The organism is Microbacterium ulmi, from assembly GCF_011759705.1.
In the GTDB taxonomy this organism is placed as follows: Bacteria; Actinomycetota; Actinomycetes; order Actinomycetales; family Microbacteriaceae; genus Microbacterium; species Microbacterium ulmi.
Map to the genome: position 1 here is coordinate 183736 of NZ_JAAOZF010000001.1, position 22571 is coordinate 206306.

Annotated in this window: 21 protein-coding genes; 12 read left to right on the forward strand and 9 right to left on the reverse strand. The window is 72.3% G+C overall.

Annotated elements, in window-relative coordinates; translation table 11 throughout:
• Positions 1-143 precede the first annotated feature (143 nt).
• The 4 genes from FHS08_RS00880 (at position 144) to FHS08_RS00895 (ending at position 4228) form a co-directional block, all read left to right on the forward strand.
• Positions 144-1217 (forward strand): Glu/Leu/Phe/Val dehydrogenase family protein, encoded by a 1074-nt coding sequence (locus FHS08_RS00880; protein ID WP_167034617.1) that lies wholly within the window; start codon positions 144-146, stop codon positions 1215-1217.
• A gap of 141 nt (positions 1218-1358) precedes the next feature.
• Positions 1359-2969, forward strand: a complete 1611-nt coding sequence (locus FHS08_RS00885; RefSeq protein ID WP_167034619.1) for an AMP-binding protein — start codon at positions 1359-1361, stop codon at positions 2967-2969.
• A 165-nt stretch (positions 2970-3134) separates the two neighbouring features.
• The gene (locus tag FHS08_RS00890) at positions 3135-3692 is read left to right on the forward strand and encodes a TetR family transcriptional regulator (protein WP_167034621.1); all 558 of its coding nucleotides are present in this window, start codon (positions 3135-3137) and stop codon (positions 3690-3692) included.
• Between the two features lie 89 nt (positions 3693-3781).
• Positions 3782-4228 (forward strand): hypothetical protein, encoded by a 447-nt coding sequence (locus FHS08_RS00895; RefSeq protein ID WP_167034623.1) that lies wholly within the window; start codon positions 3782-3784, stop codon positions 4226-4228.
• An 85-nt stretch (positions 4229-4313) separates the two neighbouring features.
• Here the strand turns inward: FHS08_RS00895 and FHS08_RS00900 are convergent, their stop codons facing one another.
• Positions 4314-5558: a glutamyl-tRNA reductase gene (locus tag FHS08_RS00900; RefSeq protein WP_167034625.1), complete on the reverse strand. Its 1245-nt coding sequence runs from the start codon at positions 5556-5558 to the stop codon at positions 4314-4316.
• Here FHS08_RS00900 and hemE point away from each other — a divergent pair.
• From hemE to hemL, 7 genes are read left to right on the forward strand one after another with little or no spacing between them, the layout of a single operon-like run.
• Entirely contained in the window at positions 5532-6632 is a 1101-nt protein-coding gene (hemE, locus tag FHS08_RS00905; protein ID WP_170283187.1) for a uroporphyrinogen decarboxylase, read from the forward strand. The two genes, FHS08_RS00900 and hemE, sit on opposite strands and share 27 nt — an antisense overlap.
• Positions 6625-7857: a protoporphyrinogen/coproporphyrinogen oxidase gene (locus FHS08_RS00910; protein WP_341800278.1), complete on the forward strand. Its 1233-nt coding sequence runs from the start codon at positions 6625-6627 to the stop codon at positions 7855-7857. The genes hemE and FHS08_RS00910 overlap by 8 nt, the downstream gene beginning before the upstream one ends.
• 40 nt (positions 7858-7897) lie before the next feature.
• The gene (gene hemQ, locus FHS08_RS00915; protein ID WP_167034629.1) at positions 7898-8596 is read left to right on the forward strand and encodes a hydrogen peroxide-dependent heme synthase; all 699 of its coding nucleotides are present in this window, start codon (positions 7898-7900) and stop codon (positions 8594-8596) included.
• Positions 8593-9681, forward strand: a complete 1089-nt coding sequence (locus FHS08_RS00920) for a ferrochelatase (protein ID WP_167034631.1) — start codon at positions 8593-8595, stop codon at positions 9679-9681. The genes hemQ and FHS08_RS00920 overlap by 4 nt, the downstream gene beginning before the upstream one ends.
• Positions 9678-10589, forward strand: a complete 912-nt coding sequence (gene hemC, locus FHS08_RS00925) for a hydroxymethylbilane synthase (protein ID WP_167034633.1) — start codon at positions 9678-9680, stop codon at positions 10587-10589. The genes FHS08_RS00920 and hemC overlap by 4 nt, the downstream gene beginning before the upstream one ends.
• Positions 10586-11551, forward strand: coding sequence for a porphobilinogen synthase (gene hemB, locus FHS08_RS00930; RefSeq protein ID WP_167034635.1), 966 nt, complete (start codon positions 10586-10588; stop codon positions 11549-11551). Before hemC ends, hemB begins: the two co-directional genes overlap by 4 nt.
• Entirely contained in the window at positions 11548-12876 is a 1329-nt protein-coding gene (hemL, locus tag FHS08_RS00935) for a glutamate-1-semialdehyde 2,1-aminomutase (protein ID WP_167034637.1), read from the forward strand. Before hemB ends, hemL begins: the two co-directional genes overlap by 4 nt.
• A 134-nt stretch (positions 12877-13010) precedes the next feature.
• Here the strand turns inward: hemL and FHS08_RS00940 are convergent, their stop codons facing one another.
• The 3 genes from FHS08_RS00940 to FHS08_RS00950 are packed head-to-tail and all read right to left on the reverse strand — an operon-like array spanning position 13011 to position 16407.
• Complete coding sequence (locus tag FHS08_RS00940; protein WP_167034639.1) at positions 13011-13925, reverse strand: hypothetical protein; 915 nt, start codon at positions 13923-13925, stop codon at positions 13011-13013.
• On the reverse strand, positions 13922-14461 hold the full coding sequence (locus FHS08_RS00945; protein ID WP_167034641.1) for a YpmS family protein: 540 nt from the start codon (positions 14459-14461) through the stop codon (positions 13922-13924). Before FHS08_RS00945 ends, FHS08_RS00940 begins: the two co-directional genes overlap by 4 nt.
• Positions 14458-16407: a hypothetical protein gene (locus FHS08_RS00950; RefSeq protein WP_167034643.1), complete on the reverse strand. Its 1950-nt coding sequence runs from the start codon at positions 16405-16407 to the stop codon at positions 14458-14460. Before FHS08_RS00950 ends, FHS08_RS00945 begins: the two co-directional genes overlap by 4 nt.
• 191 nt (positions 16408-16598) lie before the next feature.
• Between FHS08_RS00950 and FHS08_RS00955 the strand changes: the two genes are divergently transcribed.
• On the forward strand, positions 16599-17315 hold the full coding sequence (locus tag FHS08_RS00955; RefSeq protein WP_167034645.1) for a hypothetical protein: 717 nt from the start codon (positions 16599-16601) through the stop codon (positions 17313-17315).
• Between the two features lie 908 nt (positions 17316-18223).
• Here the strand turns inward: FHS08_RS00955 and FHS08_RS00960 are convergent.
• The 5 genes from FHS08_RS00960 to FHS08_RS00980 are packed head-to-tail and all read right to left on the reverse strand — an operon-like array spanning position 18224 to position 22546.
• A complete protein-coding gene (locus tag FHS08_RS00960; protein ID WP_341800279.1) occupies positions 18224-19579 on the reverse strand; it encodes an L-serine ammonia-lyase in 1356 nt (451 codons plus the stop codon).
• A gap of 7 nt (positions 19580-19586) precedes the next feature.
• Positions 19587-19877, reverse strand: coding sequence for a LysR family transcriptional regulator (locus tag FHS08_RS00965; protein ID WP_167034647.1), 291 nt, complete (start codon positions 19875-19877; stop codon positions 19587-19589).
• Between the two features lie 31 nt (positions 19878-19908).
• Positions 19909-20343 carry a DUF4440 domain-containing protein gene (locus tag FHS08_RS00970; RefSeq protein ID WP_167034649.1) on the reverse strand — a complete coding sequence of 145 codons (435 nt, stop codon included), beginning with the start codon at positions 20341-20343 and terminating at the stop codon, positions 19909-19911.
• Complete coding sequence (locus tag FHS08_RS00975) at positions 20340-21380, reverse strand: LLM class flavin-dependent oxidoreductase (protein WP_167034651.1); 1041 nt, start codon at positions 21378-21380, stop codon at positions 20340-20342. The genes FHS08_RS00970 and FHS08_RS00975 overlap by 4 nt, the downstream gene beginning before the upstream one ends.
• Positions 21381-21382: 2 nt before the next feature.
• Positions 21383-22546, reverse strand: coding sequence for a M24 family metallopeptidase (locus FHS08_RS00980; RefSeq protein ID WP_167034653.1), 1164 nt, complete (start codon positions 22544-22546; stop codon positions 21383-21385).
• Positions 22547-22571: the final 25 nt, after the last annotated feature.

Consider the following 22571-nt stretch of genomic DNA (forward strand, 5'->3'; position numbering starts at 1 on the left):
CGAACCCCCAGCTCGCGCGAAGTGCTCAGTCTCGCGTCGACGCGTTGATCGGCTCGCCGTGCGGTGATCTCATGGGAAGGGATGCCGCAACGCCGCGGCATCCGAAGCGCACAGCCCACAAGGCCAGCCGGAAGAGGATCGCGATGTCGCACCACCTGTCCCTGCCCGATTTCGTCCATGAGCGCGTGGAGGCCGTGACGGGCCGGCGCAGCGGCCTGTTCATCGCCGTCGCGCTGCACTCATCGGTGCTCGGCCCCGCCCTCGGCGGCGCGCGCCTGTGGACCTATCCGCACTGGAGCGACGCCCTCGGCGACGCCCTGCGCCTGTCGGCGGCGATGACGCTGAAGAACGCGGCGGCGGGTCTCGACGCCGGCGGCGGCAAGGCCGTCATCGGGCTCGAGCAAGGGGCGACGCTCGACGCGGAGCGCCGTCGCGCCGCGTTCCTCGACCTCGGCGACGCCGTCGAGTCGCTGCAGGGCCGCTACCTGACGGCGGAGGACGTCGGGTCGACCACGGACGACATGCTCGTCGTGAGCGAGCGCACCGACCACGTCGTCGGCCTCCCCGACGCCGTCGGCGGCTCGGGCGAGCCGGCGGGCCCCACGAGCCTCGGCGTCTACGCGGCGCTGCGCGCGACCCTCGAGCGCGTCACGGGCTCGGCGGATGTCGCAGGCAGACGGATCACGGTGTCGGGTCTCGGCCAGGTCGGCAGCCGCCTCGCGGTGCGGCTCGCGGCGGAGGGCGCGATCCTCACGGTGACCGACGTGAACCCTGCCAAGCGCGACCTCGCGCGCGAGCTCGGGGCGACGTGGAGCGAGCCCGGAGCCGAGCACCTCGCGCCCGCCGACGTGTTCGTCCCCGCGGGCATCGGAGGCCTCCTGACGGACGACGTCATCGACGCGCTCGACGCGAGGGCCGTGTGCGGCCCTGCGAACAACCCGCTTGCCGACCGCTCGGGGGCCGTCCGGCTCGCCGAGCGCGGCATCCTGTACGCCCCCGACTTCGTCGTCAACGCGGGGGGCGTCATCCACCTGGATCTCGAGGCCAGGCGCCTGGGCACGCGTGCCGAGATCATGGAGCGCATCCTCGGGATCGGCGACACGCTGCGCCGCGTCTTCGACGACGCGCACGCCCGCGGCGTGACTCCCCTGTCGGCGGCCGAGGACCTCGCCGCCGCTCGGCTCGCGGCGGGAGCGCGGGAGAGCGTCGGCGCCTGACCGCCCGGATGCGACCCGGTGCCTCCTCACGCGGCACTCGGTCGCATCGGGGCGGTGTGCGTGTGACATGATGATCGCACTCGGCAGTGTCGCCGAGTCGCCGCTCACGCGTGCGACACGTTGAATCAAGGGAGAGACTTCGTGTTCACCAGCCCGTTCCCGGATGTCGAGATCCCAGAGCTCAGCGTCTACGACTACCTGTTCGGCTCCCTCACGGCGCAGGACGACGCCCGCATCGCCCTCATCGACCCCGCGACGGGCGCCGAGACGACCTACGCAGCGCTGCGCATGCAGGTCGACGCGTTCGCAGGCGCCCTCGCGGCGCGCGGCGTCGGCACGCAGACCGTCCTGGGGCTCCTGTGCCCCAACGTCCCCGCGTTCGCGACGGTCTTCCACGGCATCCTGCGGGCCGGCGCCACCGTCACGACGATCAACTCGCTGTACACGCCGGGCGAGATCGAGAAGCAGCTGAAGGATGCCGGTGCCACGTGGCTCATCACGGTGGGGCCGCTGCTGCCGCAGGCCGAGGCCGCGGCGGCGGCCGTCGGCATCCCGGACGAGCGCCTCATCGTGCTCGACGGCGCGGGCTCCTCAGCCGCACCCGGGCACCCGAGCCTGCGCGAGCTCATCGTCGAGATGCAGCCCGCGCCGCACGTCGAGTTCGATCCCGCGACGCATGTCGCCGTGCTGCCGTACTCCTCCGGCACGACGGGAATCCCCAAGGGGGTCATGCTCACGCACCGAAACCTCGTCGCGAACGTCGAGCAGAGCCGCGTCAACATCGACCTGCGCGACTCCGACCGGGTCCTCGCGGTGCTGCCGTTCTTCCACATCTACGGCATGACGGTGCTGCTGGACCTGGCCCTGCGCCAGCGGGCGAGCCTCGTCACGATGCCGAAGTTCGACCTCGTCGAATTCCTCACCAACATCCAGAGCTTCGGCTGCACGTACCTCTACATCGCTCCCCCGATCGCGGTGGCGCTCGCGAAGCACCCGATCGTCGACCAGTTCGACATCTCGACGGTGCACACGGTGTTCTCGGGCGCCGCTCCTCTCGACGGCGAGACGGCCGAGCTCGCCGGCCGCCGCATCCACGCCCGCATGATGCAGGGCTACGGCATGAGCGAGCTCAGCCCCGTCTCCCACGCCATGCCGTTCCAGCGCGACGACATCCCGGTCAGCTCGGTCGGCGTGCCGCTGCCGAACATCGTGTGCAAGCTCGTCGACACGGAGACGGGCGAGGAGATCACGGAGTTCGGCGAGAACGGCCAGACCCGCCCGGGCGAGCTGTGGGTCAAGGGCCCCAACGTCATGCTCGGCTATCTCAATCAGCCCGCAGCGACGGCCGAGACGCTCGACGCCGACGGGTTCCTGCACACGGGCGACGTCGCGATCGTCGACGAGGGCGGGTGGTTCTCGATCGTCGACCGCGTCAAGGAGCTCATCAAGTACAAGGGCTACCAGATCGCGCCCGCCGAGCTCGAGGCGCTGCTGCTCGCGCACCCGAAGATCCTCGATGCCGCCGTCATCGGAGTGCTCGACGACGACAGGCAGGAGATCCCCAAGGCGTACGTCGTCGCACGTCCCGACTCCGGCCTCACGGAGGACGAGGTCATGACGTTCGTCGCAGGACAGGTCGCACCGCACAAGAAGGTGCGGCGCGTCGAGTTCATCGACGCGATCCCCAAGTCCAGCGCCGGCAAGATCCTGCGCAAGGATCTGCGGGCGCGCGAGGCCGTGCCCGTGGCGTAGTCTCGACCTCAGCCGCCGGATGCCGCGCCCCCGACCGAAGCCGGGGGGCGCGGCATCCGCGTCTGTCGGAGCGCGGGGCACTCACGACCCGCCCCGGCCTTGACGGATTTACTCAACTGAGTAATACTCTTACTCATGCAAGTAACTCCGTCCGTGGCTCCGCGCGTGGACCGTCGGGCTCAGATCATCGCGGCGACCATCGAGGTGATCGCGCGCGAAGGCGTCGCCGGCGCGACGTTCGCGCGCATCCGCGAGCACGCCCGGCTCTCCAGCACCCGGCTCATCTCCTACCACTTCGACTCCAAGGAAGCGCTCCTGCAGGCCGTCCTGCAGCACGTCATCGGGCAGGCCGGGGAGGTCATGTCGCCCGTGATCGCGGCTGCCCGCTCGCCGCGCGAGAAGCTCGCGGCGTACATCCGCTCGAACCTCGCGTTCCTCGCCGAACGCCCGGACTACGCACGGACGGCGGTCGCCGTGCTCGCCGCCGGCACGGCCGCTGCCGACAGCACGACCGACCAAGCCGAGGACCTGCTCGTGAGCCTCTTCCTCGACGCGCAGCGCGACGGCGTCATGCGCTCGTTCGACGCGCCGACCTTCGCAGCCACTGTGCGGGCGGCCATCGACAGCACCGTCACACGCTTCGCCCACTCCCCGCAGCTCGATCTCGTCGCGTGCGGAGAACAGCTCGTCGACCTCTTCGATCGGGCGGTCCGCCCGGACTGACCTCGACCCGCTCCGCCCGCCGCCGCGCATCCGCGCGGTGCCGTCCGGCGCGCCCGCCGGCGCGTCCACCCCACCCCGAGAGGAATCCCATGACCGTCGTCACATCCGAGCAGCCAGGTCTCGCTCACCCCCGCATCCGCCGGTCCTTCGCCGCGGTGCGCGCGCTTCTCGCCGTCCTTCTCATCGTGAGCATCGCCGCTGTCGCCTTCGCCTTCGTCGAGCAGTCGCACGCCGAGCTCGTGAACACCGTGGTCTGGATCCGCAGCGTCGCGGTGGTCGCCGCCGCGATCATCCTCTACCTCCTCGCCGTCTTCGCGTCGCGAGGTCGTGCGGGTGCCTATCGCCGGCTCCGGCTGCTGTCGTTCCTGATCCCCGCCGGCGTCGTGCTGCTCATCGTCGCCCCGGGCGAGTTCCCGCTGTGGATCAAGATCGAGCAGGCGGTGTGCGGAGCGCTCATCCTCGCCGTCGGGATCATCCTCAGCCGGCGCCGCCTGCGCGAGCTCTTCCCGACGGCGAAGAAGGCGCGTCGCCGCTGACGAGTGGCCGGTCGTCGCACGTGATCGTGCGGGCCGGCCGCGACGATCCCGCACTGTTCCTGTCGCGACGGCGTCTGGCCGGAAGCTACGCGATGGCGGCCCCGTCGCCCTCGTCGGCGACGGGCGCCTCGACGCGGATGCCGTGCAGCGTCTCGAGGGCCGCGTGCACGTCGTCGAGCCGTCCCTCCGCCGCGGCCTCGCGGATGCGGACGGACGGACCATGCAGGATGACCCCTGCGAGGTGCCGCAGCGCGGCCTCCGTCTCGTCGCCCGCGCCGCGCGCACGCGCGCGGGCGATCTCGGCCTCGAGCACGGCGTGGGCCTCGGCGCGCAGCGCCGTGATGGCGGGCGCCGCGGCGAGGTCGGCCGCGAACTCCGCCGCCGCGTCGCCGACGAGGGCCCTGGCGTGGTCGTGAGCGTCGAACTGCTCGAGCGGCGCATGGAGCTTGATGGTCTCGAGATCGAGGAGCTCGACGCCCTCGACGCGCGCGACGTCGGGATCGACGTTGCGCGGCAGACCCAGGTCGATCACGAGGAGGCGCCGGCCGGGCGTGAGCGCGTCGGCGTGCACGACGGCCTCGGTCGTGCACGTGATGACGACGTCGGCGCGGGACGCGGCATCCGGGAACGATGACTCGACGGCGAGTCCATGGGTCGCGGCGAACGCGGCGGCGCGGCCGGACGGCGAGTACACGCGCAGATCGGTCGCGCCGAGTCCCCTGAGCGCTCCGACGGTCTTGGCGGCATAGCGGCCCGTGCCGACGACGAGCACGCGCGTGGAAGCCCAGTCGGCGATGCGAGAGTCGGCGAGCTGCAGCGCCAGGCGGACGAGCGAGCGGTGGGCGCCGCGCAGCGACGTGCGCCCGCGGATGCCGCGGCTCGTGTGCGTCGCCTTCTGGAAGAGCCGCTCGAGGGCACGACTGGTGGTGCCGTCGACGCGCGCCGAGTCGAGCGCCCGGCTCACCTGGCCCGAGATCTCCTCCTCGCCGACGACGATCGACTCGAGGCCGCTCGTGACGGCGAACAGATGGCTCGCGACGGCGCTGCCGCGGTGCACCGCGACCGACGAGCGCAGCACGTCGGCATCCAGTCCGCTCGCGTCGGCCATCGCCTCCACGACCGATTCGACCGCGACGGCATCGCCGCCCGTGAGCGGCTCGTCGATGTCGAGGTACGCCTCGAAGCGGTTGCACGTCGCGAGCACGACGGCTCCCGAGACGAAGAGCTCATCGTCGACGAGGGCGCGTGTCGCGGCGGGTGCGCCGACGGAGAGCCGTTCGAGGACGTCGAACGATGCGTTCCGATGGTTCGCACTGAGGCACAAGAGCACGAGCCTAATCTTAACAACGTGTCAGTGAACCCCGCGCCCCAGCCCGCCGTCGATCGCCACGCGGGCTCGCGGCTCGTCCGCGCCTACCGGGGCGACCGACCCGAGACGACGCCCGTGTGGTTCATGCGGCAGGCGGGGCGGTCGCTCCCCGAGTACCGCGCGCTGCGGGTCGGCACCGACATGCTCGACGCCTGCCTCGACCCCGAGCTCGCGAGCGAGATCACGCTGCAGCCCGTCCGACGCCATGGCGTGGACGCCGCGATCTTCTTCAGCGACATCGTGATCCCCGTACGCCTCGCAGGCGTCGACGTGCGGATCGTCGCGGGCCGGGGCCCCGTCCTCGATCGTCCCGTCCGCTCCGCAGCGGATGTCGCGGCTCTTCCCGCGCTCGACCCCGGCGCCCTCCAGCCGATCCGGGATGCCGTCGCCCTGACGGTCGCGGGTCTCGGCGACACCCCGCTCATCGGCTTCGCCGGTGCGCCGTACACGCTCGCGTCGTACCTCGTCGAAGGCGGGCCGTCGCGCGAGCAGCTGCGCACGCGGGCGCTCCTGCACTCCGAGCCCGACACGTGGGACGCCCTGCTGGCGTGGTGCGCCGAGATCACGGGCGCGTTCCTCGCGGCGCAGGTCGAGGCGGGCGCATCGGCGGCGCAGCTGTTCGACTCGTGGGCCGGCTCGCTGTCGGTGCGCGACTACACCGAGCACGTCTCGGCGCACTCGGCGGCGGCGATCGCCCCCGCGAAGGCGCTCGGCGTGCCGATCGTGCACTTCGGCGTCGGCACAGGCGAGCTGCTCACGTCGATGCGCTCCATCGGCGCGGACGTCATGGGCGTCGACTGGCGCCTCCCGCTCGACGAGGCCTCGCGCCGGCTCGGCGGTTCGACACCGCTGCAGGGCAACGTCGACCCCGCGCTCCTCGCCGCGCCGTGGCCCGTGCTCGAAGCGCACGTGCGGGACGTGCTCGACCGCGGTCGCGCGGCTCCCGCGCACGTGCTCAACCTCGGGCACGGCGTGCCGCCCGAGACCGACCCCGGCGTGCTGACCCGCATCGTGGAGCTCGTCCGCGGTGTCTGATCGTCCGGGCCGAGCTGCCATCGAGGTCGTCGGAGGCGGCGTCGCCGGACTCGTCGTCGCGCGGCGCCTCGCGCTCGCCGGCGCGGACGTCGTGCTGCACGAGGCCTCCGACCGCCTGGGCGGGACCGTCGCCCGCCACGTCGTGGGGGGCATCCCGCTCGACGCGGGCGCCGAGAGCTTCGCGGTGCGCGGCGGATCCGTCGCGGCCCTGCTCGCCGAGCTGGGCCTCGCCGGCGACATCGTCGACCCGAGGCCAGGGCCCGCATGGCTGCAGCCGGCGGAGGGCTCCCCCGTGCCGCTGCCTGCGACGGCGCTGCTCGGCATCCCCGCCGATCCCGTCGCGGCGGACGTCGTCGCCGTCGTGGGCGAGGCCGCCGCGATGAGGGCGGCTGAGCTCGACGCGATGCCCCTCGGCGATGTTCCGGCGACCCTGGGCGCACTCGTGCGGGAGCGACACGGTGCCGACGTGCTCGACCGGCTCGTGACCCCCGTCGTGCGGGGCGTGCACTCGATCCACCCCGACGACGTGCCGATCGAGCGCGCGCACCCGGCCCTGCGCGCGGCTCTCGTCGAGCACGGATCGCTCTCGGCCGCCGTGCGCAGCCTCCGCGCGGCCGCTCCCCCCGGTTCCGCCGTCGCCGGCCTCCGCGGCGGCATGCACCGCCTCCCCGCGGCTCTCGCGGAGGATGCGGCGCGGGCCGGCGTCGACATCCGTCTCGGCTCCCGCGTCGACGCGTTCGACGCGGCGATGGTGGTCGCTGCCCGCAGCGTCACCGCACCCGCGGGCGAGGGCCGCCGCATCCATCTCGTGACGCTCGTCGTCGACCAGGACGAGCTCGATGCCGCGCCCCGCGGCTCCGGGCTGCTCGTCGCGGAGGGCGCGCCCGGCATCCGGGCCCGCGCCCTGACCCATGCGACGGCGAAATGGGAATGGCTGCGCGAGTCCGCGGCGGGCCGGCACGTCCTCAGGCTCTCGTACGACGACGTGCCCGCGGATCCCGTCGAGACCGCGAGGACGGATGCCGCGGCCCTCCTGGGCGTCGCCCTCCCGCGCGAGCGCGTGCTCGACGCGGCACGCGTCTCGTGGACGCGGCCCGCGCCGGCGAGCCCGGCGCCCTGGGCGGTCGTCGTCGGAGAGACCGTGGCCGGATCCGGCCTCGCGGGAATCGTCGCCCACGCCGAGCGCACGGCTCAGGGTCTGCTCGCGCGAGTTATCCCCGGCTGATCGATTCGCGCCCGCGGCGAGGACGGGCGAGGATAGTGTTATGAGCTTTCCCTCGGACGAACAACCCCCCGCCGCCGAGGACCTCGGATACACCCTGTGGGCCGTGTTCCGCCGCGAGCCCGGCAGGCCCGTCGCCCCCGGAGACCTGTCCGCGGCCGTCGCCGAGGTCGAGGCATCCGGCGTCACGATCCGCGGCTGGTACGACGTCTCGGGACTGCGCGCCGACGCCGACCTCATGGTGTGGCTGCACTCCGACATCGAGCGCGGCGCGGCGCCCGAGGCGCTTCAGGCGGCCCTGCGCACGCTCCGCCGCGCAGAGCCCCTCGCGAGCCTCGTTCCCGTGTGGAACGCGATGGGCGTTCACCGCGAGGCCGAGTTCAGCCGCAGCCACTCCCCCGCGTTCCTGCGGGGCGTCGAGCCGTCGGCATGGCTCACGGTCTACCCGTTCGTGCGCTCGTACGACTGGTACCTCCTCCCCGACGACGAACGCAAGCAGATGCTCGCCGACCACGGCCGAAAGGGCTCGCAGCACCGCCGAGTGCTGAGCAACACGGTCGCGTCGTTCGCGCTGGGCGACTACGAGTGGATCCTCGCCCTCGAGGCGCCCGAGCTCGTCGATCTCGTCGACCTCATGCGGCACCTGCGCCAGACCGAGGCGCGCCGCCACGTTCGCGAGGAGATCCCCTTCTTCACCGGCCGGCGCATCGGCCTCGACGACATCCAGGAGGTCCTCGCGTGACTGCCCACCCCTACGACCTGGCTCCCGAACCTCTCGGGTACGACGCGGTCCTGCTCGCGAGCTTCGGCGGGCCCGAGGGCCAGGACGACGTCATCCCGTTCCTGCGGAACGTGACGCGCGGCCGGGGCGTGCCCGAGGAGCGCCTCGAAGAGGTCGCCCACCACTACCGCGCGCATGGCGGCGTGAGCCCCATCAATGCGCAGAACCGTGCGCTCAAGGCGGCGCTCGAGGCCGAGCTCGCGCGGCGGGGTCTCGACCTGCCGGTCATCTGGGGCAACCGCAACTGGGACCCGTACTTCCCCGACGCGCTGCGCGCGGCACGGGATGCCGGTCACCGCCGTCTCCTCGCCCTCGTGACCGCCGCCTACACGTCGTACTCGGGCGTCGGCCAGTACCTCGAGGACTTCGACACGGCGCTCGACGAGACGGGCCTGCGCGATGAGCTCGAGATCGCGAAGATCCGCGAGTACTTCGACCACCCCGGCTTCATCGCTCCCTTCGCCGAGGGCGTGCGCGACGCGCTCGACCGGATCGCCGCCGAGAAGCCGGGCGCCAGCACCCACGTGCTGTTCGTGACGCATTCGATCCCGACCGCCGCGGCGGCGGCATCCGGACCCGAGTTCGGCGAGGGCGGAGCGTATGTCGCACAGCACCTCGCGGCTGCGGAAGCCGTCCTGCGCGAGGCGGGGACGACGGATGCCGCATGGAGCCTCGTCTACCAGTCCCGCAGCGGCGCGCCCCAGATCCCGTGGCTCGAGCCCGATGTCAACGACGCGATCGACGGGCTCGCGGCATCCGGCGTCGACGCCCTCGTCATCGTCCCCCTCGGCTTCGTGAGCGACCACATGGAGGTCGTGTGGGACCTCGACACGGAGGCGATCGAGACCGCGGAGGGCCACGGCATCCTCGCGATCCGCGTTCCGACCCCCGGCACGCACCCCGCCTTCATCGCGGGTCTCGTCGACCTCATCGTCGAGCGACTCGAAGACGTTCCCGTCGAAGAGCGCCCCCACCTGACCGACCTCGGTCCCTGGCCCGACCTCCCCTCGCAGGGCGCCGGCGCTCCCGCAGTGCTCGCCCGATGACGACGCTGCGGATCGGCACGCGCGGCAGCGCCCTCGCGCTGACGCAGACGGGCACGGTGGCCGACTCCCTCCGCACGAGGACCGGCGTCGACACCGAGCTCGTCACGATCACGACCGACGGCGACCGCTCCAACGAGCCGCTCTCGCGCGCGGGCGGTGCGGGTCTGTTCACGGGCGCGCTCCGAGACGCGCTCCTCGACGGGCGCTGCGACGTCGTCGTGCACTCGCTCAAGGACCTGCCGACGGCGCCGCATCCCGACCTCGTCGTCGCCGCGATCCCGAAGCGCGCCGACGCACGCGACGCGCTCTGCGCCCGCGACGGACTGACCGTCGACACCCTCCCCGCCGGCGCCCGCGTCGGCACGGGGTCGCCGCGCCGTGTCGCGCAGCTGCGCGCCCGCCGTCCCGACCTCGAGGTCGTCGACATCCGCGGCAACGTCGACACGCGTCTCGGCCTCGTCGCCGACGGTGCGCTGGATGCCGTCATCCTCGCGGCGGCGGGGCTCTCGCGCCTGTCGCGCACCGACGTCGTGACCGAGTTCCTCGACCTCGACGAGTGGCCGACCGCGCCCGGGCAGGGAGCGCTCGCGGTCGAGGTGCGTCGCGGCGAGGAGCAGCTCGTCAAGGCGCTCGACCACTCCTCGACGCGCGCCGTCGTCGACGCGGAGCGCGCGGTGCTCGCCCTCCTCGAGGCGGGATGCTCCGCGCCCGTCGGGGCCCACGCGCTGATCGACTCCGACCTCCTGTTCCTGTCCGCCCGTGTCTACAGCGCCGACGGGGCCACGGTGCTCACGGCATCCCACGCCGCGTACTGGCCCGATCGCGACGCGCCGGTCGAGATCGCCGAGCGCGCCGCGCGAGAGCTGCTGGATGCAGGGGCCGCCGACCTGATGGGACCTTCCGCATGATCGACCGTCCGCGGCGCCTGCGCGCCACCCCCGCCATGCGTCGTCTCGTCTCCGAGACCCGCGTGCACCCCGCCGAGCTCGTGCTCCCCGTCTTCGTGCGGGAGGGCGCGACCGAGCCCGTGCCGATCTCATCGATGCCGGGCGTCGTGCAGCACTCGCTCGACTCGCTGCGGGCCGCCCTCGTCGCGGCGGCAGAGGCGGGCATCGGCGGCGTCATGCTGTTCGGCGTTCCCGAGCACAAGGACGCGATCGGCTCCGGTGCGACCGACCCTTCCAGCATCCTGAACGTCGCGACCCGCGTCGCGGCGGAGGAGGTCGGAGGCGCGCTCGTGGTGCAGACCGACCTGTGCCTCGACGAGTTCACCGATCACGGCCACTGCGGCGTGCTCGACCCGCTCGGCCGCGTCGACAACGACGCGACGCTCGACCGCTATCGCGAGATGGCCGTCGTCCAGGCGGCGTCGGGCTCGCAGCTGCTGGGCCTGTCGGGCATGATGGACGGCCAGGTGGCGGCGGTGCGAGAGGCCCTCGACGACGCCGGATTCACCGACACGCCGATCCTCGGCTACGCCGCCAAGTACGCGTCGGCGTTCTACGGCCCGTTCCGCGAGGCCGTGCAGTCGTCGCTCGTGGGCGACCGCCGCACGTACCAGCTCGACCCCGCGAACCGCCGCGAGGGCGCCCGAGAGATCGACCTCGACGTCGCGGAAGGCGCCGACATCGTCATGGTCAAGCCCGCGATGAGCTACCTCGACGTGCTCGCGGATGCCGCGGCATCCTCCCCCGTCCCCGTATGGGCGTACCAGGTCTCGGGCGAGTACGCCATGATCGAGGCGGCGGCGGCGCACGGCTGGATCGATCGCCGCCGCGCCGTCCTGGAGTCGGTGCTCGGCATCCGCCGTGCGGGCGCCGACGCCGTGCTCACGTACTGGGCGACCGAGCTCGCGGAGTGGCTGCGATGACCGGCGCGGACACCTCGACGAACGCCGAGGAGTTCGCCCGCGCCCGCGCCGCGATGCCCGGCGGCGTCAACTCCCCCGTCCGTGCCTTCGGCTCGGTCGCGACGACGCCCCGCTTCTTCGTCTCGGCCTCCGGCCCCTACGTGACCGACGTCGAGGGTCGAGAGTACGTCGACCTCGTCGGATCGTGGGGTCCTGCGATCCTGGGTCACGCGCATCCCGCGGTCGTCCACGCGGTGCAGGATGCCGCGTCCCGCGGACTCGGCTTCGGCGCGTCGACGCCGGGCGAGACGTCGCTCGCGGAGATCGTGCGCGCGCGGGTCGGGAGGGGCGATTCGTGGCCCCTCGACAAGATCCGCCTCGTCTCGACGGGCACCGAGGCCACGATGACCGCGATCCGGCTCGCGCGAGGCGCGACGGGCCGCGATCTCGTCGTGAAGTTCGCCGGTCACTACCACGGCCACTCCGACGGACTGCTCGCCGAGGCAGGATCGGGCGTCGCGACGCTCGCCCTGCCGGGATCGGCCGGCGTCCCCGCCGCCATCGCGGCGCAGACCCTCGTCCTGCCCTACAACGACCTCGACGCCGTGCGCGAGGTCTTCTCGGCGCGCGGCTCCGAGATCGCCGCCGTCATCGTCGAGGCGGCCGCGGCGAACATGGGCATCGTCCCGCCTTCGCACGGATTCAACGCAGCCCTCGCCGATGTCGTGCACGCACACGGAGCGCTGCTCATCCTCGACGAAGTGCTGACGGGCTTCCGCGTCGGCTCCGCCGGCTGGTGGGGCATCGACCCCGTGCCGTTCGCGCCCGACCTCTTCACCTTCGGCAAGGTCGTCGGCGGCGGGCTCCCGCTCGCGGCCCTGGGCGGGCGCGCCGAGCTGCTCGACCTGCTGGCGCCGCTCGGTCCCGTCTACCAGGCGGGCACCCTCAGCGGCAATCCGCTCGCGGTGGCGGCGGGTCTCGCGACGCTCGAGCACCTGGATTCCGCGGCCTACACGCGCATCGACGAGGCGTCCGCCGCGATCTCGACCGCCGCGTCCGAGGCGCTGTCGGCAGAGGGCGTCGCGCATGTCGTGCAGCGTGCGGGCAGCCTCTTCTCGATCGCGTTCGCCGAGACCGCACCGCACGACTACGACACCGTGCGCGCGCAGGACGCATTCCGGTATCCGCCGTTCTTCCGCGCGATGCTCGACGAGGGAGTCTCGCTCCCCCCGTCGGTGTTCGAGGCCTGGTTCGTCTCGGCGGCCCACGACGAGCGGGCGATCGACAGGATCGTCGCGGCGCTCCCCGGCGCGGCTAAGGCCGCGGCATCCGCCGTCGCGTCCTGACGTCCGCCTCGGACGCCCGAGGGGCTCGTGAAGCATCTCCTCCCGCGGCCTCTCTGTTCTTCAAGCCGGACGGTGCGCACCAGGTCGTGCCGGCCCGCACGCGGACCACGGCATCCTGGGCTCGCGGCGAAGGATCAGCCCATCGCCGCCTTGCGCTGGGACTCGAACCGCTCGCCCGTGAGCGGGCCCGTGTAGAGGTCCTCGCTCAGCAGGTGCAGGAAGCCGAAGCGCTGGTCGGGGTCGAATCGGAGCGCGCCGTCGCGCACGACGTCGGAGGGCTCGAGCCCGACAGAACCCGCGTACTTCTCCACCTGCCCGAGATCCACGTTCGCGAGGTGTCCACGCCGCTGGATGTCACGCAGCCTCCGCCACGTACGGGAGTCGCGCAGCGCGGTCTCACGCAGACGCTGCTCGCTGTCCGCATCCATCCGGAGGTGCGCCATGATGCCCGAGATCCATGTCGAGACATGACGCTCGACGATCCCCGTCTCGCGGGCGAGCCGCTCGAACGCCGTCTGGCTGAACACCACGGCCCAGCCGCGCGCGATGACGAGATCGAACTCCTCCGAGAAGGCGAACAGCGGCTCCGAGATGCTCTCGAGGCGATCACGGCCGATCGCGAGAAGACGACCCGGCTTGGCGGCGAGCCGCGGATCCGTCCGGCGCACGAAGGCGATGCGGCCCTCGCCGTCGCCGAGCCCGACGGCGTAGAAGCCGATGCTGCCGTCGAGCTCGCTCGGGCTGACGGGCGCGACATCGCCGATGTCGTCGACGACCGCTCGAAGCTCCGCCAGCTCCGCGAGCGACTGGGCGTCCTCCAGCAGGAAGTACTCGTCGCGTTCGAGTTCGGCGAGGGCCGAGTACTCGGTCGCCGTCCCGTCGGCGATCCGCGCGCGTGCCGCGGTCGCCTGATCGCGCAGGGCATCGGCGGCGCTCGAGCCGAGGCGCAGGCGACGGATGCCGCTCTCGGCGGACCGCCTGCCGACGACGAGCGAGAGCGACGCGCTCAGCTGCGCATCGAGGTCGGCGAGAACTCGCTGGACGTTCATCTCCTGGCACTCCATCTCTCCACGAGGACGCTCGACGCGAGGTCGACGAGCGGATGCTCGTCCGTCCAGTCGGCGACGTCGGTCCGTGCGACGAGGAAGAAGGACGTCCCCTCCTTCGTCTTGGCCGTGTACACGCGGTAGCCCAGGAGGTACAGCAGCGGATTGATGTGCACCCGCCCCGTCGCGACATGGATGAGGAAGACGACGAACAGGGCGACGGTCGCGATGACCGCGTTGAGAGTCGACGTGGACGTGTCGATCACGACGGGCACGATGTATGCGGCGATGTATCCGACGACCTGGTCGGAGGCGTCCTGGATCTCGTCGAGCGCGATCGGATCGGGGTTTCCTCGCGCGACGTAGAGCGCGCCGACGACGAGCACGAGGATCCCGACGGCCGCGAGTGCGAAGAACGCCCAGCTCCACCATTGGCCCCACGACCGCAGGCCGATGAGCGCGAACGCGGGAGCGAACGCCGCGAGCCCCAGCTCGATCCTGACCAGGAGGGGCCCACGACGGGGCGGCCGCGCACTCATCGCTCGTGCTCCGCACGTTCGCCGAGCGGGACAACGACGGAGTCGGACGACGGGATCACGGTCCCAGCATCGTCGATGGCGGCGACATTCCATCGTCTTTCCCGCGAGCCGGCGGTGCCCGTGCCCGCGCGCAGCGCGATGCGCCGGGCGTCGTCCCACACGATCGACACGACGGGGTCGGCCTCGCCGACGGAGGCGGCATCCGTGGAGAAGAGCCTCACGGCGATCTCGAGGCGCTCGCGCGAGCTCGCGACGAGGTCGACGATCTCCGGGCCGCCGTCCTTCGCGTCGCAGCGCAGCGACGAATGCGCGCTCGAGGGGTGTCCCCACGCCGTCTCCTCACGGCCCGTGCCGGCCACGTGGAGGTCGAGGTCCCGCACCGTCGGCGCCCAGCTCAGCTCGATGCGGGCCGGTCGCGTTGGTGGCGGCGATGGCGGCGCGGGCGGCGTGGGCGGAAACAGAGCCAGGATGTCGGCGCGGAACGCGGCAGACTCGCGCGGACGCCCCACCCGCACGTCGCGATGCACGAGCGCGCGATGACGATCCTCCACGGGGACGCTGTCGAGGACCCGCGCCCCGAGCTTGCCGTGGGCGACGAGCAGCACGGTGGCCTCGGGAAGCCCCAGGACGTAGTCGTGCAGCGCCGCGCCGGGATTCTTCGTCGCCGCCTGGAGGTACTGCTTGACCTCGACGGCCGCGACGGTCGTCTCGCCGGCCGCATCCCGACGCACGAAGCGGTAGTCGGGCTGGATCCCTTCCTTGCGTCCGATCGGCTCGACGGCGCTCGAGCGCACTTCGCACCACAGCTCGACCCTGCCTCCGGGCGGATCGAGTCGCGCGAGCAGCGTCGCGTGGAACGGGAACCGCACGGCCCCGTCGCGCACGACGAACTCGAGTCGGGCGGAGGCGAGGGCGCGATCGAGCTGCGTCGCGATCCACGCGGAGTACAGCTCGTGCCGGCGACCCCACGTGGGCAGCTTCAGCACGTCGGCGAGCTCGTTCACCGTCTGCTCGACGACCGACTCGATCTCGTCGGCGGATCGGAATGCGCCGAGCCACTCGTCCAGTCGCGCGAGCAGCGCCCCGTCCGGCGAGAGCTCGCCCTTCGCGACGCCGGCGGCGAACATGTGGACAGCGGATGCCGCGGTGAGGGGCCAGAAGTCGCGAGCTGCGTTCGCGATCGCCTCCGTCGTCGACTCCTCGCTGCGATGCCGTTCCTGCAGCCACACGTCGACCGCCGCCGTGTCCTGGCCGATCTGGGAGAGGACCGCGAGAACGTCGTCGATGAGAGCCGTGATGCGATCCAGGCGCTCGTCGACGAGCGGATCCCCCGTCGCCGGTGCCGGAGGAAGACCCGCGGCGAAAGGCCACGCGGAGCGGTCGGCGACGCCGCTCGCACGGACGGTGCCCTCGACCCACTCCTGCGACCAGAGCTCGCGGATGGGGCTCGCGAAGGCGTGGGACGCGTCGAAGACGAGGGGGCGGACTCGCACGGCGACGGACTCGACTCGGCGGACGGTCTCGCGGAACGCCGAGAGCGACTGGTCGACGGCGTCGCCCTCGTCGAACTCGTAGACGACGTGCAGGTCGTCGCCCGTGCCGGAGGTCGCGCCGACGCGCGTGAGGAGCCGGAGCAGGTCGCGCAGCATCCCGGCGAAGGAGGCCACGAGCGGCGCCAATGCGTGCACGAGGTCGCGCACGGTCCACCCGGCCCGATCGAGGACGTCCGCGATCGGCTCACCCACACTGCCGCCCCCCGCGGCGTCGCGCACGTGCCGTGCGACGTCGGAGTCGTAGTCACCCGGGCGCAGAACGCCCGCGCGCTCCCACTCGCGCCACAGATCAGCCGCCGTCCCGAGCATTCCGCCCCATCGTCGCTCCGATGCGCCCCAGTCTTCGTCATGATGGCAGAACGGTCCCGCTCGCGCGAGGAGGTCGCCCGTCACACCGCCCTCGTCGTCCATCGGGGCTGCCGGATTCGTCCGGAATCGGCGAAACCGACACGATCCGGCAAGGATCGGCGCTGTTCCCGTCATCTCGGGCGTTGCTCTCCTGCTAGTTCTAGTACCGCTGGCGTCGAACATCGGCGACGTCGGGACCCGGTCTGGGGCCGGGGCTGTCTGGGGAGGCGGAAACGGTGTCGACTCGCGCACGTGCTCATGGGCTCTTCGTCGGAGCAGCGTCCCGTGAAAGGCTGCTCCGCAGCGTCGTGTGGATCATCCCCGTCGCCGCATACGCCGCGATCCTCGTCCTGCTCGGGATCGAGCCGGACGCGTCGTTCTGGACGTCGATCCTCTTCCTCGCCGTCGGCTGCGTCACATTCGCCGTGAGCGTCGTCGCCGTCCCGCGCACCCGGGTCGCGTCCGCCGCGGGAGCGCCGCCCGTCCTCGTCGCAGGGATCTGGTTCGCCGTCGAGCTGATCCTCGCGAACATATTCGTCTTCGCCCCTGTGCCCTTTCCCGTCGTGCTCATCTGTCAGCTGGTCGTCGCCGTCGTCTTCCTGATCGTGCTGTTCGCGACGATGGCGTCGAACGAGGCGATCACAGCCGCGCAGGACCAGCGCTCGGCGGCGGACGTCATCGGGAGCGGAGTGGCGCGAGCCACGATCCTCGCGCGCACCACGGGCGACCCCGGTCTCACGCGCCGGCTGCAGAGCCTCGCCGAGGAGTTCCGGCACAGTCCGAGACGGCCCGTCTCCGGCGCAGGCGAAGCGGATGCCGAGATCGCGGAGGCGCTCGATCGTCTCGAGTCGCTCGTGCACTCGCATGCAGGACACCGCATCGTCCTCGAGAGGATCGCGGCGATCTCAGGCGCTCTCAAGGCCCGCAACGCGGACCTCTCCCCCGAACCGTAGCCGGTCCTCGCGCGCGTCTGCGATCGCGGCGCACCCGCACGTCCGGGCCGAGCGCGGCACCTCCGTGCGACGCGACCCGCCGGTCACACGACCGCGGCACCTCCGTGCGACGCGAACCCGCCGGCCACACGACCGCGCCACCTGCGTGCGACGCGACCCGCCGGCCACACGACCGCGCTAATTCCGTGCATCCGCGGCGCATCCATCCGCAGCAGATGCACCGAACAGCCGCACACGCGGGAATCATGCCGCACGCCGCAGCGGCCGGGACGTCGCCACAGCGCCCACTCCACGTTCGCCCGGCGGCTCCGTGCCGACTGCGACCACACGACCGCGGCACCTCCGTGCAACGCGACCCGCCCGTCGCACGACCGCGGCACCTCCGTGCAACGCGACCCGCCGGCCACACGACCGCGCCACCTGCGTGCGAGGGCGGCGCATCCATCCGCAGCAGATGCACCGAACAGCCGCACACGCGGGAATCAGGATGCCGCACACCGCACCGGGCCACGACGTCGCCGCGGCGCCCGCTCCACGATCGCCCTGCGGCCCGGAACCCGCGGCGACCACACGACCGCAGCACCTCCGTGCAACGCGACCCGCCCGTCGCACGACCGCGCCACTTCCGTGCAACCGCGGCGCATCCATCCGCAGCAGATGCACCGAACAGCCGCACACGCGGGAATCAGGATGCCGCGGCACTTCCGCACGCCGCGAACCCGCCGGTCACACGACCGCGGCACCTCCGTGCAACCGCGGCGCATCCATCCGCAGCAGATGCACCGAACAGCCGCACACGCGGGAATCAGGATGCCGCACGCCGCACCGGGCCACGACGTCGACGCAGCACCCGCTCCACGATCGCCCGCCCGGGAGAGGCCGCGACGCGTCGTCGCCTTGCCGACGGCTCAGCACTCGATGACGTTGACGGCGAGCCCGCCCTCGCTCGTCTCCTTGTAGCGGTGTGACATGTCCTGTCCCGTCTGACGCATCGTCTCGACCGCGACATCCAGCCCGACCACATGCGTGCCGTCGCCGAGGAGCGCCAGGCGGCTGGCGGTGAGGGCGGTCGCGGCGGCGACGGCGTTGCGCTCGATGCAGGGGATCTGCACGAGACCTCCGACGGGGTCGCATGTGAGGCCCAAGTGGTGCTCGATCGCGATCTCGGCCGCGTTCTCCACCTGCGCGGGCGTGCCGCCGCGGATCGCGGTGAGGCCCGCGGCCGCCATGGCGCATGCGCTGCCGACCTCGGCCTGACAGCCGCCCTCCGCGCCGGAGATCGACGCGTTCGCCTTGATGATCGATCCTACCGCGGCCGCCGTGAGGAGGAACTCGTGCACGTCCTCCCTGCGCGCGGCGGATCCGCCCAGAGCGTGATACATGACCGCGGGGATGACGCCGGCGGCCCCGTTCGTCGGCGCCGTGACGACGCGCCCGCCGGCCGCGTTCTCCTCGTTCACCGCCATCGCATACACCGACAGGCTCTCGGTCGCCCTCGACGGATCGCCGCGCTCCGCCAGCGCCGCCCACGCCTGCGCGGCGCGGCGCGGAACGGCCAGACGTCCTGGGAGGACGCCGCGCGCGCTCAGGCCGCGTTCCACGCAGTCCACCATGGCCGCCCACACGGCGTCGAGGCCCCGCTCCAGCGCGGGCCCGCCGTGCTCGGCCATGTCGTTCTCGCGCGCCACGCCGGCGATCGTCCGACCCGCGCACAGGGCCAGCAGCTCCCCCATCGTGCGGAAGGGGACGGCGGGCGCTCGCTCGTCGGCATCCGACGGATGAACGCCGGCCTCCGTGATGAAGCCGCCGCCGAGCGACAGATACGTGCGCTCGAGAACGACCGCGTCGCTCGCGCAGGCCACGAGCGTCAGGGCGTTGGGATGCCCGTGCTGGCGCGCGTGCGGCTCGAAGGCGACGTCCGAGCGCCGCAGCGCGACACCGTCGATGCGCACGGTCTCGCCTGCCTCGAGCCGCGCCCACTGCCCGTGCACGACGGCGGGGTCGGCCGTCTCGGGCGCGAGTCCGCGCAGGCCGGCGATGACGGCATCCGGCGTGCCATGCCCCACTCCCGTCGCGGCGAGCGAGCCGTGCAGCCGGATCCGGAACCCGTCGACGCGCTCGCGCTGCCCTTCGGCCTCGAGCGCCGCACGGAACACCGCGCCCGCGCGCATCGGGCCCACGGTGTGCGAGCTGGAGGGACCGATGCCGATCGAGAACAGCTCGAGCGCGGACACGTACGCACCGCTGCTGACGCGCACCGTCACGGCATCCTCACCTCCCCTCGTCGTCGAGCCGGCCGGGAAGCGCGCGGGCGTATGCGTCGAAGCTCTCGGCCTCCTGCAGCAGAACCCGAGCGCGAGCCGCGAGCAGCAGCGCCTTCTCGCTGGGGCGGATCGACCGTCCCTGCGGCACGAAGAGGGTCACGCCGAGCGAGAGCGAGAGCGAGCTCATCTGCCGCGACACGGCGGCGGGGCTGTACCCGCAGGCTCGCGACGCGCCGATGACCGATCCGTGCTCGACGACGGCCACGAAGGTCTGCAGGGTGCTCAGGGTGATCGGCACCGCCCTCTCCTCTCTCGTGCGTTCCGGCCCGCTAGGCGCTCGCCGCGACGTGCCGACGGTGGATCGTCGCCGCGGCTTCTGTCGGAGCGTTCAGGCGAGTGCGGGCGTGATGGCGCAGCATCCAGGTCCTCCCCTGGAGCACCCACGTCGACGTGTACAGCACGCGCTCGCGGATGCGGCGTCCGTCCGGCGTCGACGGCCGGTCGATCTCGACCTCCCACACGGTCGATGCGCGGTCCGTCGCGGCCACGACGTCGATGCCGAGCCACCTCGTCACCCAGTCCGCGACGAGGAGCTCGCGCTCGATGAGCTCGGCACGCCCCAGCAGCGCCCCCGTGTCGAGGTTGACCATGAGGAAGTCCTTCGTGAACAGGCCCTCGAGCCACGGTCGGTCCGACGCGGCGACGGCGACGTCCCAGTCGCGGCAGCGCTCGCGGATCGCGGCGACCGCCCGCTCGTCGCTCACTGCGCACCCGCCGTCGCCTCGGCGAGCAGCTCGACGAACTCGGTGATCGTCTGGCCCTCGCCGAGCGAGGGGAAGACTGCGATGTGCTCGATGCCCGCCTCCCGCAGCGCCCGGAACCCCTCGGCGACCTGCGCGGGCGTGCCCGAGGTCGAGAACGACGCCAGCAGCTCGTCGGAGAAGCGCCCGCCGACCTCGCGCAGCCGCGGATTGTCGAGCGAGTACTCGATCGCGAGAAGCTCCTGGAGGAGCGCGCGATCCATCTCGATGCCGAGCGTCTGGAGGATGTCGGGGCTCAGGTAGATCACGGTCGCGACGATGGGCCGCACCGCGTCGCGCGCGCGGCGCTCGTCGCGGTCGAGCCCGACGTGCAGCCAGATCGCCCGCGTCGGCCCCTGGCCTCGTCCCGCGGATGCCGCGCCGGCGAGGATCCGCTCCTCGGCGAACGCGAGGCCCGCCGGCGCCACGAGACCGCCGACGAGGGCGCCGTCGGCCACAGCGCCCGCGAGCTCCAGGATGCGGGGGCCTCGTCCTGCGACCCAGATGGGGATCGCCTCGCGCGGCGCCGCGAAGTCGAGCTCGCCATGGAAGCTCGTCGTCGCGCCGTCGAAGTCGACCCGTCCGCCCTTCCACATGGCCCTCATGAGGTGGATGGCCTCGCGGATCGCGGTCTGCGGACGCGGGCGGGCGATCCCCATCGCCGGGAGCCCCGCCACGCCCGCCCCGATGCCGATGACCATGCGACCGCCGGCGTACTCGTCGAGGCTCGCGAAGAGCGTCGCAGTCAGCGCGGGATGCCGCACGAACGCGTCGGTGACGGCGCTGCCGAGTCGGACCCGCTCGGAGTTGGCGGCGGCGATCGTGAGCGAGACGCCGAGGTCGCGGAAGAACCGCTCGTCGGGCACCCAGATCGTGCTGAACAGCGGATCGGAGTCGATCCGGCGGACCGTGTCCTCGAAGACCGCGAGGTCGTATCGCGGCAGGAGGCCGACGCCGACGGTGAGGTCGGCGCCGGCGCCGCGCGCGGCATCCCGTGCCATGCCTACAGGACCCGCAGAGAGCGCTCGCCGTTGGAGAGGTACTCGGCGCCGGACTCCGTCACGACGATGATGTCCTCCATGCGGAACGCTCCGACCTCGAAGTCGTAGAGCGCCGGCTCGATCGCGAGCACCATGCCCTCCTCGATGACGGTCGTGTCGGTGATGCCGAGCGAGGGCAGCTCGTGCATCTCGAGCCCGATCGCGTGGCCCGTCCTGTGCAGCAGCAGATGCCCGAGCCCCGCGTCGCGGATGAAGGCCTCGCCGAACGCGTCGACCTCGGAGCACGTCACGCCGGGCTTGACGAAGTCGAACACGGCGGCGGTGGCGGCGACGCTGAACTCGTAGAGCTCCTTCTGCCGCTCCCCCACGGAGCCCGCGAAGAACGCGCGCGTGAGGTCGCACCAGTACCCCTTGTAGACCGCGCCGTAGTCGATGATGCACATGTCGCCGCCCTGCAGGGCGTAGTCGGACGCGAAGGGGTTGGCCATCTTGTACCGGCCGACGCCGGCGTTGACCACGATGAACCCGTCGGGGTCGCCGCCCTCCGCCATGAACGTCTCGCCGAGGATGCGGTGGATCTCGCGCTCGGTCGTGCCCACGGTCGCCTGGTCGAGGACCGCGTGCCAGGCGGCGTCGCTGATCTCGGCGGCCTTCCGCAGCCGAGCCACCTCCGCGGGCGACTTGACCGAGCGCGCCTTCCAGAGCAGCGCCGAGCTGTCCACCCATGTGACGCCCGGCAGGCCCGCCTGCAGGGTCGCGTACTGGCCGTGCGTGAGGCCGAATCGCTGCAGGTCCAGCTCGATGCCGATGCGGGCGGAGCCGTACCCTTCGGACGCGACGATCGAGATGATCGCGGCGAGCGGGTCGGCCGTCAGGTCGCCGGGCTGCGTGCCCCACGTGCGGAGGTCGTCGATCCACGAGTAGCCTTCGCCGACGCCCTTCTCGAGACTCGGCAGGATGAGCACGGGGTCGCCCACGAGCGGCACGAGAGCGACGAAGGGACGGAACTGGCTCTCGAACAGAGCGCTGCGGTAGCCCGACAGATACGTCAGGTTGTTCGCGGCGGTCACGAGCAGGGCGTCCACCCCCGCATCCGCCATTAACCGCCGGGTGCGGGCGATCCGGCTGTGGAACTCCTCGACGGGGAACTCGAGGTATTCGTGCATGGGACTTTCCTTTCGTTGTGGATCA